The 15432-nt window shown below is 61.0% G+C and carries 14 protein-coding genes; 5 read left to right on the top strand and 9 right to left on the bottom strand.

What is annotated here, in order from left to right; translation table 11 throughout:
• Window positions 1-90 precede the first annotated feature (90 nt).
• Window positions 91-324 (bottom strand): hypothetical protein, encoded by a 234-nt coding sequence (locus RRF64_RS04975; RefSeq protein WP_323844714.1) that lies wholly within the window; start codon window positions 322-324, stop codon window positions 91-93.
• 81 nt (window positions 325-405) lie between these two features.
• On the opposite strand from RRF64_RS04975, the gene gndA reads away from it, so the two are divergent.
• Window positions 406-1938 (top strand): NADP-dependent phosphogluconate dehydrogenase, encoded by a 1533-nt coding sequence (gene gndA, locus RRF64_RS04970; protein ID WP_323844713.1) that lies wholly within the window; start codon window positions 406-408, stop codon window positions 1936-1938.
• A gap of 73 nt (window positions 1939-2011) precedes the next feature.
• Here gndA and RRF64_RS04965 read toward each other — a convergent pair whose 3' ends face one another.
• A complete protein-coding gene (locus RRF64_RS04965) occupies window positions 2012-2809 on the bottom strand; it encodes a PaaX family transcriptional regulator C-terminal domain-containing protein (protein WP_323844712.1) in 798 nt (265 codons plus the stop codon).
• Window positions 2810-2884: 75 nt separating this feature from the next.
• Between RRF64_RS04965 and RRF64_RS04960 the strand changes: the two genes are divergently transcribed.
• From RRF64_RS04960 to RRF64_RS04950, 3 genes are all read left to right on the top strand, one after another.
• Window positions 2885-3667, top strand: a complete 783-nt coding sequence (locus RRF64_RS04960; protein WP_323844711.1) for a crotonase/enoyl-CoA hydratase family protein — start codon at window positions 2885-2887, stop codon at window positions 3665-3667.
• 34 nt (window positions 3668-3701) lie between these two features.
• Window positions 3702-5219, top strand: a complete 1518-nt coding sequence (locus RRF64_RS04955) for a class I adenylate-forming enzyme family protein (protein WP_323844710.1) — start codon at window positions 3702-3704, stop codon at window positions 5217-5219.
• A 254-nt stretch (window positions 5220-5473) separates the two neighbouring features.
• Window positions 5474-5683, top strand: a complete 210-nt coding sequence (locus RRF64_RS04950) for an amidohydrolase family protein (protein ID WP_323844709.1) — start codon at window positions 5474-5476, stop codon at window positions 5681-5683.
• Between the two features lie 36 nt (window positions 5684-5719).
• Here RRF64_RS04950 and RRF64_RS04945 read toward each other — a convergent pair whose 3' ends face one another.
• On the bottom strand, window positions 5720-6178 hold the full coding sequence (locus tag RRF64_RS04945; protein ID WP_323844708.1) for a GNAT family N-acetyltransferase: 459 nt from the start codon (window positions 6176-6178) through the stop codon (window positions 5720-5722).
• Between the two features lie 69 nt (window positions 6179-6247).
• Window positions 6248-7240: a recombination-associated protein RdgC gene (gene rdgC, locus RRF64_RS04940; RefSeq protein WP_323844707.1), complete on the bottom strand. Its 993-nt coding sequence runs from the start codon at window positions 7238-7240 to the stop codon at window positions 6248-6250.
• A gap of 358 nt (window positions 7241-7598) precedes the next feature.
• Here rdgC and RRF64_RS04935 point away from each other — a divergent pair, with 358 nt between their 5' ends.
• The gene (locus RRF64_RS04935; protein ID WP_323844706.1) at window positions 7599-9647 is read left to right on the top strand and encodes a glycoside hydrolase family 97 protein; all 2049 of its coding nucleotides are present in this window, start codon (window positions 7599-7601) and stop codon (window positions 9645-9647) included.
• On the opposite strand, the gene RRF64_RS04930 is transcribed toward RRF64_RS04935, so the two are convergent.
• The 5 genes from RRF64_RS04930 to RRF64_RS04910 form a co-directional block, all read right to left on the bottom strand.
• Window positions 9644-10816, bottom strand: coding sequence for an alkaline phosphatase family protein (locus RRF64_RS04930; protein ID WP_323844705.1), 1173 nt, complete (start codon window positions 10814-10816; stop codon window positions 9644-9646). The genes RRF64_RS04935 and RRF64_RS04930 overlap by 4 nt on opposite strands.
• A 67-nt stretch (window positions 10817-10883) precedes the next feature.
• On the bottom strand, window positions 10884-13259 hold the full coding sequence (locus RRF64_RS04925; protein ID WP_323844704.1) for a TonB-dependent receptor domain-containing protein: 2376 nt from the start codon (window positions 13257-13259) through the stop codon (window positions 10884-10886).
• Window positions 13260-13716: 457 nt separating this feature from the next.
• Window positions 13717-14214, bottom strand: a complete 498-nt coding sequence (locus RRF64_RS04920; protein ID WP_323844703.1) for an endonuclease V — start codon at window positions 14212-14214, stop codon at window positions 13717-13719.
• A 62-nt stretch (window positions 14215-14276) separates the two neighbouring features.
• Complete coding sequence (locus RRF64_RS04915) at window positions 14277-14597, bottom strand: YceK/YidQ family lipoprotein (RefSeq protein ID WP_323844702.1); 321 nt, start codon at window positions 14595-14597, stop codon at window positions 14277-14279.
• A 108-nt stretch (window positions 14598-14705) separates the two neighbouring features.
• Window positions 14706-15209: a hypothetical protein gene (locus tag RRF64_RS04910; protein ID WP_323844701.1), complete on the bottom strand. Its 504-nt coding sequence runs from the start codon at window positions 15207-15209 to the stop codon at window positions 14706-14708.
• Window positions 15210-15432: the final 223 nt, after the last annotated feature.

The following is a 15432-nucleotide window of genomic DNA, read 5'->3' as shown; positions in this document are numbered from 1 at the left end:
TTCTCGGTACCTCGAATGGGACTGTCTCTGCGGCTTGGACTTGAAAGGCGATTGCGAGCGGGAATAGCAGGGAGACTAAACGGAGACTTCTCATTTATTGTTACTTGCAGTCGAAATATCGGAAATGCGCTGAATCTGGCCGTGACCGGCGCGTTCTGACCGAGCATAGCGAATTATTCCCGCAATTGGGAGCGACCGGGTAAAAACCCGCAATAGGGTTGCTCTGCGACAATAAATAATGCGCAGGTGTCCGATGCCGGGATATTTTTCTGAATTGCCTGCTTTGGCTTCACCCGCCGTCTCTCCGGCATCCCGGCTGGTCATTATTTAGCCTGCCGGCTCCCGGCCTCTGTTGTTATACTCCGCGCCCCCTGACAGCAGCACGACTAAATTGCGGAGAGATCCATGTCTGATTCACTGTGCGACTCTTTATGTGATATCGGCTTTATCGGCGCCGGGGTGATGGGCAAGAACCTGATCCTGAACCTGGCCGATAACGGCTACCGGGTCTGCGCTTTCGACCTGGATCACGGCCGCCTCAGCGCGCTGCTGGAACAGGACGAAAAAGAGCGTGGAGATCAGCCGCCGCGGGTGGAAACCTGCAACTCCTACACCGAGCTGCTGGCGAAAGTCAAAGCGCCGCGCCTGATCGTTCTCTCCGTACCCGCCGGCGCGCCGGTGGACGACGTCTGCAACAAGCTGCTGGACGCGGGCCTGAAGGCCGACGATATCGTCGTGGATACCGGCAACAGCCTGTGGACCGATTCAGTCGAGCGCGCCCGGCGCTACGAGGGCAAACTGATTTTCTTTACCACCGCGGTTTCGGGTGGTGAAGTTGGCGCGCGCTTCGGGCCGTCGCTGATGCCGAGTGGCGACCGCTATGCCTGGAGCCGCATCGAGCCGGTGTGGCACGCGATCGCGGCAAAGGTGGATCCGGCCAGCGGTCAGCCGATCGAGCGCTTCGAGCCGGGCAACCCGGTCAGAGAGGGCGAGCCCTGCGCGGCCTATATCGGCCCCATCGGCTCCGGCCACTATGTGAAGATGGTGCACAACGGCATCGAGTATGCCGATATGCAGATGATCTGCGAGGCCTACCACGTGATGCGCAGTGCGCTGGATATGTCCCCGGCGGATATCGCGGCGGTCTTTCGCGAGTGGAACAAGGGTCCGTTAAACAGCTACCTGATCAATATCAGTGCCGAGGTGCTCGCCACCGTCGATGCCGAGACCGAGCAGCCGCTGGTGGATGTGATCCTCGATCGCGCCGGCCAGAAGGGCACCGGACTCTGGACCGCGGTCAGCAGCCTGGAAGTGGGCTGTCCGGCGCCGAGCATCGCCGAGGCGGTATTTGCCCGCTCGCTCTCGACCCGCAAGGTATTGCGCACCCGCGCGGCGAAGAAACTGCAGGGCCCGGCGGTGGAAAAGGTCGAGCCGGCCAGGCGCGCCGAAGCCATCGCCCAGCTGCACGACGCGCTCTACTGCGCCAAGATCTGCGTCTACGCCCAGGGCTTCGACCTGATGAAGCTGGCCGCACGCGAGCAGGGCTGGGAACTGAATTTTGCCGAGATCGCCCGCATCTGGCGCGCCGGCTGCATTATCCGCGCGGTGTTCCTGCAGTCCATCAGCGATGCCTATGAGCGCGACGTAAAGCTGTCGAATCTGCTGCTGGACGATTTCTTCGCCGGGCAGATCGCCGAACACCAGGGCAACTGGCGTCGCGCCGTGGCCGACGCCACGCTGAACGGTATTCCGGTACCGGCACTGTCTTCCGCGCTCAGCTATTACGATGCCTTCCGTATGGAGTCCCTGCCGGCCAACCTGTTGCAGGGGCAGCGCGATTTCTTTGGCGCGCACACTTTCTCCCGCGTCGACCGCCCGGAGCAGCAGAAATATCACGTGCAGTGGAGCGAGCCGGGCCGTCCGATAGTAACGGTTTAATCTATTCCAGCTGGTTCTGCACTGATTCTCGCGGTCCGGCTGCGGTACGGCAGCCGGATCCGTTTGACTTTGTTTATTCGCCGAGGAATTCCATCCAGACAGACTTGGCCCAGCGCTGATATTCCCGCATAGCGGCAATCAGTTCCCGGCGCCGATTGCCCGCCATCAGTTCGTCGGGCAGCAACGGGTCGTGCAGGATCAGGCGAATGGCCGCTCTGCCAAGCAGCAGACTCTCGCGCGCCGCGCTCTCCAGCGGCGCCTTTTCAAGTTGGCGGCGACTGTCCCGCAACGCTTCCAGCATTGCCCGATATTGGTGCTCCAGGGCTTGGCTGTCCCAGAGTGAGCGGGCTCTCAGTTCGTTCGATTCATCGAGCGCAGTCAGGCTCATTACCAACGCTCCATGCGCCAGCCCCAGGCTCTGCAGGTCCGCGCGCAGTCCCGTAGCACTCCCCTTGATATTGTCGGGTCGTACCCAGAAACCTTCCTGCAGCAACTCGAATCCGCGCAATGCCAGTGCTTTCAGGTGCCTGCGCCACGCCACTTTCTGCCGCCGCGGTACGGCGGCGTCACTGACACCGAGCCACTGACCGTTCCAGGGGACGGCGCGCTCCTCCATCCGCAACCAGTTCTCGATATCGCCCAACAGCGTGCTGCCGACGACATTCAGTTCGTATTGCCCCCGGGACGGGCTGGTGATCTTGCCCTGTCCGATAAGGCGGGTAAGGGCCACGCGTACTGCCTGTTCCCGAATGCGGAAGAGCTCCGCCCCCCGGGTCAGCGACTGCACCGACAGCCGGTGCCGGTCGTGGCCCTCCAACAGGTTCAGTATCAGATCGGCCGCCGATAGCTCGATATTACTCTCTGTGGACACTTCTGCCATTTGTTGTAATGTAACTTCATTTGTACATAATGGGCGGAGATTGTAACACCATGGGGCAGGCCTGAAGTGACTGCAACTCTGATAAAAACCGAAATCGACGGTGCCATCTGCACCATCTCCATTTGGCGGCCGGAGAAGCGCAACGCGGTGGACAGACCCACGGCGACTGCACTGCGAGAGGCCTTCGAAGCGTTTGAGGCGGACGATACGCTGAAGGTAGCGGTGTTGACCGGCAGCGGTGGCAACTTCTGTGCGGGTGCCGACCTGGCGGCGATGGGGGATCCCGAACTGCGCAATGAGATAGAACCAGAGGGAGCGGGGCCGGGTCCTATGGGGCCGACGCGGATGCTGCTCAGCAAACCCATTATTGCCGCCGTTTCGGGCTATGCGGTTGCCGGCGGGTTGGAACTCGCGCTGATGTGCGACATGCGCGTGGCAGAGGCATCCGCTGTGTTCGGTGTTTTCTGTCGCCGCTGGGGGGTGCCGCTGATCGACGGGGGCACAGTCCGGCTGCCGCGTATCGTCGGCCACGGCAGGGCGATGGACATGATTCTGACTGGCCGCCCGGTTGCGGCGGAAGAGGCGCTGCAGATAGGGCTGGCGAACCGCGTGGTAGCCGACGGCGAGGGGCTGGTGGCGGCGAAGGAGTTGGCCGCACAGATAGCACGGTTTCCCCAGCAGTGCCTGCGCGCGGACCGGCGTTCGGCTTACCTGCAATGGGACTATTCACTTGCACAGGCGCTGCAGAATGAGGGCGCGGGCGGCTATCCCATTGTGTTTGCAGAGTCGATCGAGGGTGCCGAGCGCTTTGCCGGCGGCGCCGGGCGCCACGGGAAATTCGGCGAATAACAATAACCAGAACGATGTCCAGTGAGGTGAAGCCATGACAACGACTTATCTCGACCTGATCAATTGCGGCGGCCGCTCACACGCACACCACACCGCCCTGACTTTCCGGGACCAGTCACTCACGTTCGAGCAGGTCAGCCGGCTCAGCAACCAGTTGGCGCGCGCACTGATCGCCAGGGGTATCTGTCGCGGCGACCGCGTCGCGCTGCTGCTGAACAACAGCCTTTACAGCGTGCCGGTAGACTTTGCCTGCGTAAAGGCGGGCATAAACCGCATACCGCTCAATGCCCGCCTGTCAGTCAATGAACACCGCCGCATGCTGCAGGAAACCCGCTGTTCTGTGCTGATTTACGGCGAAGACCTCGCGGAGCACGCGCAGGACCTGGACGCGGAACTGCCGCACCTCACCTGTTACGCACTGGGTTCCGGCGGGAGCGACGGCCTGCTGGCGGAGGCGCATAGTCAGAGCGCTGAAGTTCCGGAAGTCGACGTCGCCGAAGACGATGTCATCCTGACTCTGTTCACGTCCGGTACCACCGGCACCCTGAAGGCGGCACAGCACACTCAGGCCTCTTATGCCGCCATCTGCAAGAATGTGCTGCTGAACCTGCTCGACGTAAAGCCTGGCGATGCGATGCTGCATGCCGCGTCTCTGATCCACGCGAGTGGCGTCTTCGTGCTGCCGTACTGGCTGCGCGGCGGGCGCACGGTAATCATGGAAAGCTTTGATCCGACCGCCTATTTACAACTGCTGGCGCGAGAAAAAATCACCGCGATCAACCTGGTGCCGACCATGCTGCAGATGCTGCTCGACCACCGGGACTTTCCGTCCACCGATGTCGGCAGCCTGCGCCAGGTGATTTACGGTGCCTCGCCCATGCCGCGGCCGGTCATCGAGCGTGCGATCGCCGCCTGGGGCCGCGATCGATTCTGGCAATACTACGGCCAGACCGAATGTCCGCTGGCCATCTGCGTGCTGCGCCCGGAAGACCACGACGGGGATACGTTGGGCTCCTGCGGCCAGCCGGCGATCGATGTCGAGATTCGCCTGGTGGATGAGCGGGGCAGGGATGTGCCGCCCGGGGAACCGGGAGAGGTTGCGGTGCGCGCGCCCCAGCGCATGCTGGAATACTACCGCGCGCCGGAGCTGAACGATGAGATGTTTATGGCGGAGGGTTGGCTGCGCACCCGCGATATTGCCAGCTTTGATGAGCGTGGCTTTCTGCATATCAGGGACCGCACTTCCGACATGATCGTCACCGGTGGCTACAACGTCTATCCGCGCGAGGTCGAGGATCTACTGATGGCACATCCGGCCGTTGCCGAGTGCGCGGTTGTCGGCGTCAGGGATGAAAAATGGGTGGAGGCGGTAACAGCCGCCGTAGTGCTGCGCCCGGGGCAGGCCGTCAGCGAGGATGACCTGATCCAGTTTGTCGCCGGGAAAATCGCGGCTTACAAAAAACCGCGCAAGGTGGTTTTTGTGGACGCAGTTCCGAAAACTGCAGTGGGCAAATTAAACCGCAAGGCAGTGAGGGACAAGCTCAATACCTGAGGCACCTGCCATGCGGCGGACGTGCGAGGTTTTATAGGGAAATACCCCAGGGACGCAGTCAGTTCGTCTACAGGGCAGCGGGAAGTTTCCTCATAATCTCATCGACGGCTGCCGCCAGCGTGCGCTGCGGATTTTCGCGCATCTGTGGCGTGATCCGCGCCCGGGTACCGCCCCGCCCGTGGTGTAGTCGGTGGGCGGGGGTTTACCCCCACGGCCAGAACGGCCGCCAGTTTTCGCGCATGGTTCAATTCGGCATGACTCCGATGCAGGCCCTGCAGGCGGCGACGATCAGTGCTGCGCAATTACTGCGGCAAGAGGACAATCTGGGCAGTATCAGCGCCGGCAAACTGACAGACATCATCGCCGTACCCGGCAATCCGCTGGAAGACATCCAGGTGATGGAGAAGGTATTGTTCGTGATGAAGGATGGTGAGGTCTACAAGAATGAGGGGCAATCTTTCTGAGGCATCTTCCGGGCAGCGCCCGCCAGGGCAGGGCATCTAGAGGCGAGCGGTCATGATGGTGACCTTGTCGCCGTGATAGATTTCCCGCTTGAGGACGGTCCAGCCCAGGCGCAGGTAAAAGTCCTCCTGGCCCGGCGTGAACAGATAGAGCTCGACCAGGCCGTTCTCCCGGCAGTGTTCCATCACTGCCGTGATCAGTTGTTGCCCGAGTCCCCGGCCGCGTTTGTCCGGGTGCACATAGACACTCGCCAGCCAGGGGCTCAGGTGCCGGTTGCTGGTCATATCCTGTTCGATCACCGAAGCCGAGCCCCAGACGCCGTCCTGATCGACGAGTACCCAGGTGGCCGGTATAGGCGCACTGTCCAGCGACCGCCTGAGGTCATCGATAAAGTCTTGCAGGCTCTGGTCCGGATAGAGGTGGTTCCACTCGTCGTAGTGCCAGCGGGCCAACTGTGCGATGGCCTCCGGGTGCTCGATCAGGTTCTCGACTCTCACAGTGAAAGGGATCCGAACTGGTTGATGGTGAGCGCCCCAAATCCGTGGTGGGAAAGGGGCGCCCCGTAATCAGAAAACGACTTCTTCGACTTCCTTCGCCACCTGTTCCGCCTCGGCGCGAGAGGCTCGGGCCACGATTTCCTCGACGCTGGCGGTCTCGGTATTGGCACCGCCGAATGCTGACAGCAGGTCATTGAGTAATGCGGAGATCTCCAGCGTCATCACGGAGAAGTCCGCATCGAAGCGCTGCGCTGCATTCTCGGCATCGATGCTGTCTGATTTTTCAATCAGCTCGTCGCCGAACTTGAGGCGCTTCAGGGACAGCTGGTCGTCGACCAGAAACTCGATGCCGCCGCGCCAGGTCAGCCCCAGCTTGTGCACCTGCATGCCGGCCACCAGGTGATTGTGGATCTCCTCCGCACACAGATCCTGGTTCTTGCAGCGGATCACGCTGCCGCTGTCCTTCGGATCGCGCAGCTCGCACTCGTGGCCAAATTCGAACTGGGCCGGCGCCTCCGGCGCGTGCAGCCAGTGGGTCATGGTCTGTTGCGGCAGGTTCTTGGCCGACAGCGGCACCACCGCCAGGCTGCTGATCGCCTCACGCAGGTTCTCCAGCAGCTCCTCCGCGGCCGAGGCCGAGGAGGCGTCCAGCACCACCCAGCCATCTTTGGGTGCGATATAGGCGTACTGCAGGCGCGAGCGGGCGAAGGCCTTGGGGCGCATCTCCAGCAGCACTTCGTCTTTCAGGTTCTGGCGCTCCTTGCGGCCCACCTGGCGGGCCTCTTTGGCCGAGATGGCCTGTGCCAGTTCCTCGACTTTCTCGTTCACCACCGCGGCCGGGATCACTTTCTCCTGCTTCTTGGCGCAGACCATAAAGTAGCCGTTGGCCGCGTGTACCAGCTCGCTGCCGTGACGGCCCAGTGGCGGCACCCAGCCGTAGCGGGCCGCATCCTGGCTGCCGCAGGGTACAAATGCGTGCGGTTCCAGCAGTTCGTGCAATTTTTCAGCAGTGAGGGCGAATTCTTTGGTGAGGCGGTAGGCGCGGAGATTCTTAAACCACATACATCAGGTCTTCTGTTCTGTTATTCGTTGGCGATGGGCAATTATGCGAAATCCGGGCGGCGACAGCCAGGCAAAATGCCCGAAAGGGGGGCGCAATGGTGTTCACTCAACTGGCCTCATCGTGAAGGTGCTGCCCCCGGTAGCGGCACCGCCACCAAAGGCGATAAGTGATCTGTATTACGAATCGGGGGCTCAGCCTATGGGGAAGGCCGATTCCCGCTGCCCGGCGCCGCAGGTCCGCCGCGCCGGATTTCGGCGATCGGGGGCGTAGCGGCGGGCTGAGGCCGGCTGCGCGGGCGCCGTGGTATAAACGGCCGGTATTCTCGTGTACCCGCGGCAATCAGGAAGACCAATAACGATGGGCCAATTCAGACTTATCCGCCTCTGTTTCGCGAGCATGCTGCTCGTATTCTCCGCTTTCGCCCAGGCCGCCGAACTCCAGGTGAGTTCCCCGAACGGCGATATAGCGCTGACGGTCAGCGATGAACAGGGGATTCCCCGCTACCGCGTGCAGTTTCGCGGCAGCACCTTGGTCGAACCCTCGCGGCTGGGGATGGTCTTCCGGGAGGGGGCGCCCTTTTCCGGGAAACTCGCGATTTCAGGCAGCGATCGCGCGACTGCCGACAGCAGCTGGGAGCAACCCTGGGGCGAGCGCAGAGTGGTGCGCGACCGGCACAACGAACTGCGGGTCGACTTCGCCCGCGCCGACAAATCCGCGGGTGTGCTCAGCGTGCGCTTTCGCGTTTTCGACGACGGCATCGGCTTCCGCTACGAGATCCCGGCGCAGCGCGGCCTGGCTACCGTCGAAATCGTCGACGAGCTGACCGAATTCCGTATCGCCGACAGCGCCGACACCACCGCCTGGTGGATTCCGTCCCGCGGCTGGAACCGCTACGAATACCTGTACAACACCACACCGCTGCACGGCGTCGACCGCGCTCACACGCCCTTCACCTTCAAACTGCCCTCGGGAGTTCACCTCAGTATCCACGAGGCGGCACTGGTGGACTACGCGGCCATGACCCTGGATCAGCGGCGCCCGGGTACCCTGAAGGCGTCGCTGGTGCCCTGGTATGACGGCGTGCTGGTCAGGACCGCCGCCCCGTTCAAGTCGCCGTGGCGCACGCTGCAGATCTCCGCCGATGCGGTGGGTCTGCTGAATTCCGACCTGATCCTGAACCTGAATGAGCCCAACAAGCTGGGCGATGTGTCCTGGGTGAAGCCGGGCAAGTACGTGGGGATCTGGTGGGCCATGCATATCGGTGACAAGACCTGGGGCTCCGGCGACCGGCACGGCGCCACCACCGCCGAGACCAAACGCTATATGGACTTCGCCGCACAATACGGTTTCCACGGCGTGCTGGTGGAAGGCTGGAACATCGGCTGGGACGGCGAGTGGTTCCAGAACGGCGACGTGTTCAATTTCACCCGGGCCTATCCGGATTTCGATCTCGAGGCTGTCACCGAGTACGGGCGCACCAAGGGTGTGCGCCTGATCGGCCACCACGAGACCTCCGGCAGCGTGACCAACTACCGCAACCAGATGGGTGACGCCCTGGACCTGTATCAAAAACACGGCGTCACCCAGGTCAAGACCGGCTATGTGGCGGACGGTGGCAATATCAAGCGCGTCGATGAAAAGGGCCAGGTGCGCAACGAGTGGCACGACGGCCAGTTTATGGTGGGCGAATACCTGCACAATGTCACCGAGGCGGCGAAGCGCGGGATCAGCATCAACACCCACGAGCCGATCAAGGACACCGGACTGCGCCGCACCTATCCCAACTGGCTGTCCCGCGAGGGCGCGCGCGGACAGGAGTTCAATGCCTGGGGCTCGCCACCCAACCCGCCGGAGCACACCGCGTTGCTGCCGTTCACGCGCATGCTGTCCGGTCCGATGGACTTCACGCCCGGCATCTTCGACCTGGGTTTCAACGGCCTGGACGCCGAGAACCGCCCGCAGACCACGCTGGCAAAACAGCTGGCCCTGTACGTGGTGCTCTACAGCCCGATCCAGATGGCCGCCGATCTGCCGGAGAATTACCAGGCCAAGCCCGACGCCTTCCAGTTTATCGTCGATGTGCCCACGGACTGGGAGCAGAGCAGGGCGATTGCCGGTGAGGTGGGCGACTATGTCGCCTTTGCCCGCCAGCAGCGCGGCGGTGGTGACTGGTATCTCGGTGCCCTGACCGACGAGAAGGCCCGCACGCTGGATCTGTCCCTGGACTTCCTGCAGCCGGGCCGCAGCTATGAGGCGCAGATCTACCGCGACGGCCCCGAGGCCGACTGGGCCACCAATCCCTACGATCTGGCGACGGAACGGAAACTGTTGACTGCAGCGGACAAACTGCGGCTGCCACTCGCGCGCAGCGGCGGCGCGGCGGTGCGTTTTCGCGCTCTGGACTAGTTCGGATCGGGGCGGCGCAGGCGGGCGGGCTGATTCAGCAGTGCTGCCATGGCCGCGCCCATATCCTTGCTGAAGTCGCCCGGCTTTTCCCCGAGCAGCAGCAGCGCGGTGGCCGCCACCTGGTTCAGGTACAGGGTTTCGCCCCCGGACACTTCCCCGGCCGCCACGATATCGGGGCCGATTGCCGCGAGCCATATTTCATCGGAGCCGGCGATGCCGCTTTCGGCCAGCGGATGCTGCCCGGAATATTTTCTTTGCAGTTCCTGCGGGCTGGCGTGGTGCGGCCAGGTCGCGGCATCGCGGCCGCGGCCGTGATCGACGGTGATGATCAGGTTGGTGTTGCCGCGGTAATCGTCGATGGACTGCAGCGTCTGCCACAGGTCGGCGATAAACTGGTCCGCCCGGTGGGCGGCGCGCAGGTACTGCCCGTATTTTTTCTCGTGGGCGAAATCGTCGGTTTCACCGAGGGCGATGTAGAGCACCTTCGGCCTGTGCTGCAGCAGGTATTCCCGGGCCAGACCATAGGTGAGGGCGTCGTAGCGCACCGTGTCCCAGGCGCCGGGTATCTGCGCCAGCAGCTGGTTCAGGGTTTGAGCGCGCTGTGACAGGTTTTTCCAGTCGGCGGGCTCGAAGCCCGCATTCACGTAAACGCCGCTGCGTTCCCGGTTGATGATCGCCGGGAAGGCATCCCAGCTGCCGAAGGCGGCAATCCTGCCGCGGTAATTCCGCTTGCCGTTCAGCCACTCTAGAAAAGTGGTATTCGGGTTGGGAACGGCATCATTGGAGTCGATCTGCGGGTCGGCCTTGCCGCTGAGAAGCTCGTTGTAGCCGGGGTAGGAAAACCACCAGGAATTGGTGACCGCCATCTTCGAACCCCTGTTGCGGTTGCCGACGAGAACGCCGCGCGTGCCGACGGTGTCCCACAGGAAGGGCATCAGCCGGCGGCGCTTCTCCTCCGCGCTGGCGCCGCCGTATTTCTCCGCCAGGGATTCCGCCCCGGCGCTCAGCGCTCCGCTTTCCAGTAGCGCCGCATCGTAACCGGCGAATACCTCCTGCCAGCGCAGGCCATCGATGCTCACCAGCACCAGGTTGTCGGCGGCGGAAACCCTGCCGCCCGGCAGCAGTGCCAGCACAAGACCCGCTATGATCGGGATTAATTTTGTGAACATCATTTCCACCAAAAAAGCGGCAGGCGGGCGAAGCCGCGCCTGCCGCAATCGGCTATGCCATACCCTGTCAGAAATCCAGAGTCGCGGACAGCGACGCGGTGCGCGGTGCGCCTATCCAGGCGCCGTTGGCGACCACGGTACCCAGATAGTCTTCATCGAACAGGTTGTTCACCACCAGATTCAGATTGATGCCACTCAGCGCCGGATTGATGTCGACCAGGTTCAGGCCCAGGTAGGCGTCCGCGACCACATAGGAATCCGCCACCCAGGTGTTGGCGATATCCACGTAGCGATCGCCGGTCAGCTTGGCGGAGATGCCGCCGTAGAGGAACTCGCCAGTCCAGTCCAGGCCGAGGACGAACAGCTGGTCGGCGATACCCACTACGTCGTTGCCCGGCACCAGCCCCTGTGCCTCGTCCACCGCATTGTCGCCGCTGCCGATATAGGTCGCGTCGGTCAAAGTGTAGGAGGCGTAGAGATCAAAGCCGGTGCTGAGATCCAGAGCGCTGGCGAGATCATAGTTCAGCAGCAACTCCAGACCGTTGGACTCAATCCCGCCGGCATTGAAGTAGGAGCCATTGGTGCCGATCAGGTAGTCGGGGCCCGCGGCGGTATTGTTGTCCAGGAAGATGATGCGGTTGTCGAAATCATTGCGGAAATAGGTGGCGGTGGCCGACAGGTTGTCGCCGGCATAGCGCAGTCCCAGTTCGATGGTTTCGGAGGTTTCCGGCTCGATATTGCTCAGGTTCGATTCCGGCCGCTCGAGTATGTCGTCGCCGATGGCCTTGTAGTTTTCGGCATAGCCCGCGAAGAGCTCGGCGCCCTGCAGTGGCGTCTCCCAGACCAGGCCGGCGGAGAACAGCACGTCGGAGTCGGAGTTGACGGAGGCGTCCAGTGTCTCGAAGAACTGATCCTCGCGCTCGACATCCACCAGGAACTGCTTCGCGCCCAGGCTCAGCGTCACGCTGTCGATCGTGACCGAGTCCTGCAGATACCACTTGCCGGTCTCCTGCGGGTAGCGGCGATCGTACTGTACCCAGTAGGGCGTGCTGTCGAAGCTAGGACCACTCGCGGCATCGACGGTGCGGTGCCAGTCGCGGTGTTCGTCGCGGGTGGCGTCTTCATACCAGAAGCCGCCGCGCAGTTCGTTCTGCAGGCCGGCGATCGCGCTGTTGTGGGTAAAGTCGAGGGTAAAGCCGCTGCGCTCCTTTTCATAGTGCGTGTGGCGGTAGGACATCACCGGAATGGCGCCGGCCGGGTAACAGGCCGGATCAAACTGTGCGCCGGCCTGGCCGTAGATGGTGACGATGGAGGACTCGCAGCCCTCGACCGGCGTCAGCGCATTGCCGCCCGCGTCGACATAGTAGAAGAGGCCGCTGTTGCGCCCGCTCCTGGCGGTGGAGCCGCCGAGAAACTCCGACTGGCCGCCGGCGCCGTCGTTCGTCACGTCCACCAGGTAGGGCGGCACCCAGTCGCCGCGGCCCTCGTTGGTGTGATAGTAGTAACCGCCCTGTACATTCAGCGTGTCGCTGATATCGAAGTCGAACTGGGCGTAGGCCAGCAGGTTCTCCCGCAACGTGGACCAGCCGCGGCGATAAAGCTGGTCGACATAGGGAATGCCGGTCCATTCACCGGTCAGGAAGTCGTCTTCCGGAAACTGCTCGAACTGGGCGGCGGAGTAGACGCGCTGGTAGTTGTCCTCGTGAATATCGTCGTAGGCGACATAGCCCTTGATGGTGCCGGTCGTATAGGTGGCCACCAGCTTGGCGGCGAGGTGTTCGCGCTCGTTCTCGGCGGTCTCGGTTATCCAGTCGGTGGCCTGCTGGTTGGAATAGGAGATCCAGGCCTTGGTGTTGTCGGCGAAGGTGCCGGTGTCGTAGCGGAGATAGAGGCGCTGCGCATCGAACTCGCCCAGGGAAACCTCGGCGCGGGTGCGGCTGCTGTCCAGCGGCTCGTCGGTTTTGTAGTCGATGGTGCCGCCGAGCGCCTCGTGGGAGCGCGACGCGATATCCGCAGTACCCTGGGATACGTCGATGCCGCCGATATTGCCCGGGTCGACATAGCGGTTCGCCTTGGAGCCGCCGCCGTAGCCGGAGCCGCCGTTGGGGATGCCGTCGATGGTGGTGCCTATCTGTTGCTCGTCGAGGCTGGTGGTAAAGCCGCGCACGGTGATGTTAGTCGACCAGTCGTCGAAGCCGTAGGTATCCCCCTCGTTGACCGACACGCCCGGCAGGTTGTCGATCAGCGCATTAACGCTGGTCATGGAGGACTGCTGTTTGCGCATCGGCTCGGTGACGGCGCTGCTGTTGAAGCTGGTGCCGGTGCCCATCACCACGACTTCCTCCAGTTTCTCCGCGCCGGTTGCCTGAGCGGCCAGCGGGTTGGCCGCCATTGTGGTGGCGAGGGAAATGGCCGTGGCCAGGTATTTTTTTCTGCTATTCATCGGGTCGTCCCTGGTTATCTTTAATGGTCAAAGCGGTCAGCAGTCTCTGGGCGGTCCGCGCATGGCAGTGCGCCTTCTTGTCAGACTGCGTCGCATCGTTGCGCGCGTACAATGACCCGAGTTGATGAATTGTTTTTTACATTACGATGAATTTTGCAATTAATTAGCGGCGCTAACCTGCCGCGTATTCAAATATTTATGAATAGCGGCTTGGCAGACTTTTTACAGGTATGGAAGGGGTTGGGAAAGAGTTGGCTAAGTCGAGATCGCGATCGGAAAGCGGGGCTAAAATTCCAGCAAAAAAGGCCGTTCGATGAGCGGCCCCGAACTGCAGAGATTTGGATTTAGCGGGGCAGTACTACGCCGAGGGTCGCATACCGGAAGTTGCCATCTCGATAAACACCGATGGAATGGAGCATTTTGAGTTTGGCCCGATTATATGGAATGTCGTGTCGAATTAGAATCTTCTGCACGCGCGATCTGCCGTCTTGAGTAGCGTTGGAGTTCGATGTTTGCCGTACATGGATAATATGCATGACTTTGCAGTATCGATGTCCATTCCGGCAGCGGTGATGTAGAGGGGCCTTGCGCTATTCCCGCGCAGTATCTCCGAAGCCGGCATGGTACCTTTAAAGGGCTTTTTTGCTACGCCAATGACGGGGATCTTATGTCCCAAGGTATTAAAGAGATGCATGCCCAGCCCCGGCCGGGATTTATCGCCCAGGTAGACATAGCCGTCGATGACAATTATGTCGGGAGCGAGATGGTGCTCCCGAAGTAACTGCAGGATACAGGGCAGCTCTCTTAGGTAGAAGTCTCCGGGCTGGTAGTCTCCGAATTCTGAAACAACGCTGCGGTATATACGGCCTGCTTGCTCATCACGCCATGTGCGAAAGCAAACTCCGGCTGCGACTGCTTCAGGTCCCCGGTAGTCGACATCAACAGCTAAGATCATCGGAGTTATTCCAGATAGTTACAGTGATCAGGTCGCACTCCGTGTGCTTTTCACTGAGTGTCTTACTGCTCGTCAATCACTAAATGACCCTTTCTCGACTGGCTATAAGCGGTGTAAGGCAGGGCAATGGTGTCCGTCGCCGCTGATGCCACGCTGTCCAGCAGGTAGAAGCCCAGCATCCAGTCATAGTAGATGGAATGCTTGTTGGAGTTCATTTGACACATGTTATAGGAAACGCCACTGTAAACCCGGGGGATAGATTCGCAGTTTGATTTTTGCCTTTTCAGGTTTGCTGCAATCTCATGATCCGACTTGGCCAGGGTGTTGAAAGTACCGCAGGCAGTGAGGGAAATAGTGGCAAGCAATATCCAGATCAACTTCATTTTTTTAACTCTTTTCCTTGTTGAACGAAATTAGCAAACGCCCCACCTGTCATTTTTAGCGGTGTTTCGATTTCAAAAGACAGTCAGGGGTGAATGCCAGACAGAATGCTAGAATTGGTAGCCGAAATGCAGGCCGTACTGAATGCCGGACTCAAACTCTTTCTTTACATTGGTATTCTCGTATGTTTTGCCGGCACTCAGGCCCGTGAGGAAACCGGCTTCGCTGGATTTGCCAAAATAGTAAGTATATGAGCCGCCAATAAAGCTTTCGTAGCGTTTATTCATCGAAACAATGTCAGGAGGGCTCGTGCTGTAATCGAGATAGACGCCGTCCCCATTTTCACGTTTTTTGGTACGGACAAAAAGGCCCAGTGCATGCTTGTCCGTGATGGCTTTTTCCCAGCCCAGCGTGACCCCATACACATCGTCCCTGTCGCCAGTGGGGCCCGCCAGGCCCGCACCAACATATATTTTGTTTGTGTTGAGGCTCATAGAATACTTGAAGCCCGCAAAACCACCGTATTGGGTACCGAGCCCCAGTCCAAACTGAGAATCGACGTCGGCCATGGCCAGGGATGGCAAGATTGCACATAAAACAACCACTGTTCTCATTGCGACTTCCTTCTTTTGAGGTGCGCAGCCTATGACCAACGAATTAGGTCATTGTTCTACAGGAATTTAGAAATCTACAAAATTATTTCGAATCTGCTCATGGCGGGGCAAACGTCGCCACTGGAGGGTTCGCCAGGCGACTGGGGGAATCGGTTGCTGCGAAGCGTGAATCTTGTGAAGCAGGCGCACCGGCGCGGAAGTACAGAGGGAGGGGCCCCGGGCA

It is taken from the genome of Microbulbifer magnicolonia, from assembly GCF_035117725.1.
In the GTDB taxonomy this organism is placed as follows: domain Bacteria; phylum Pseudomonadota; class Gammaproteobacteria; order Pseudomonadales; family Cellvibrionaceae; genus Microbulbifer; species Microbulbifer magnicolonia.
The sequence above is the reverse complement of the archived record's forward strand: the minus strand, read 5'-3'. Positions and strand labels throughout refer to the sequence as shown.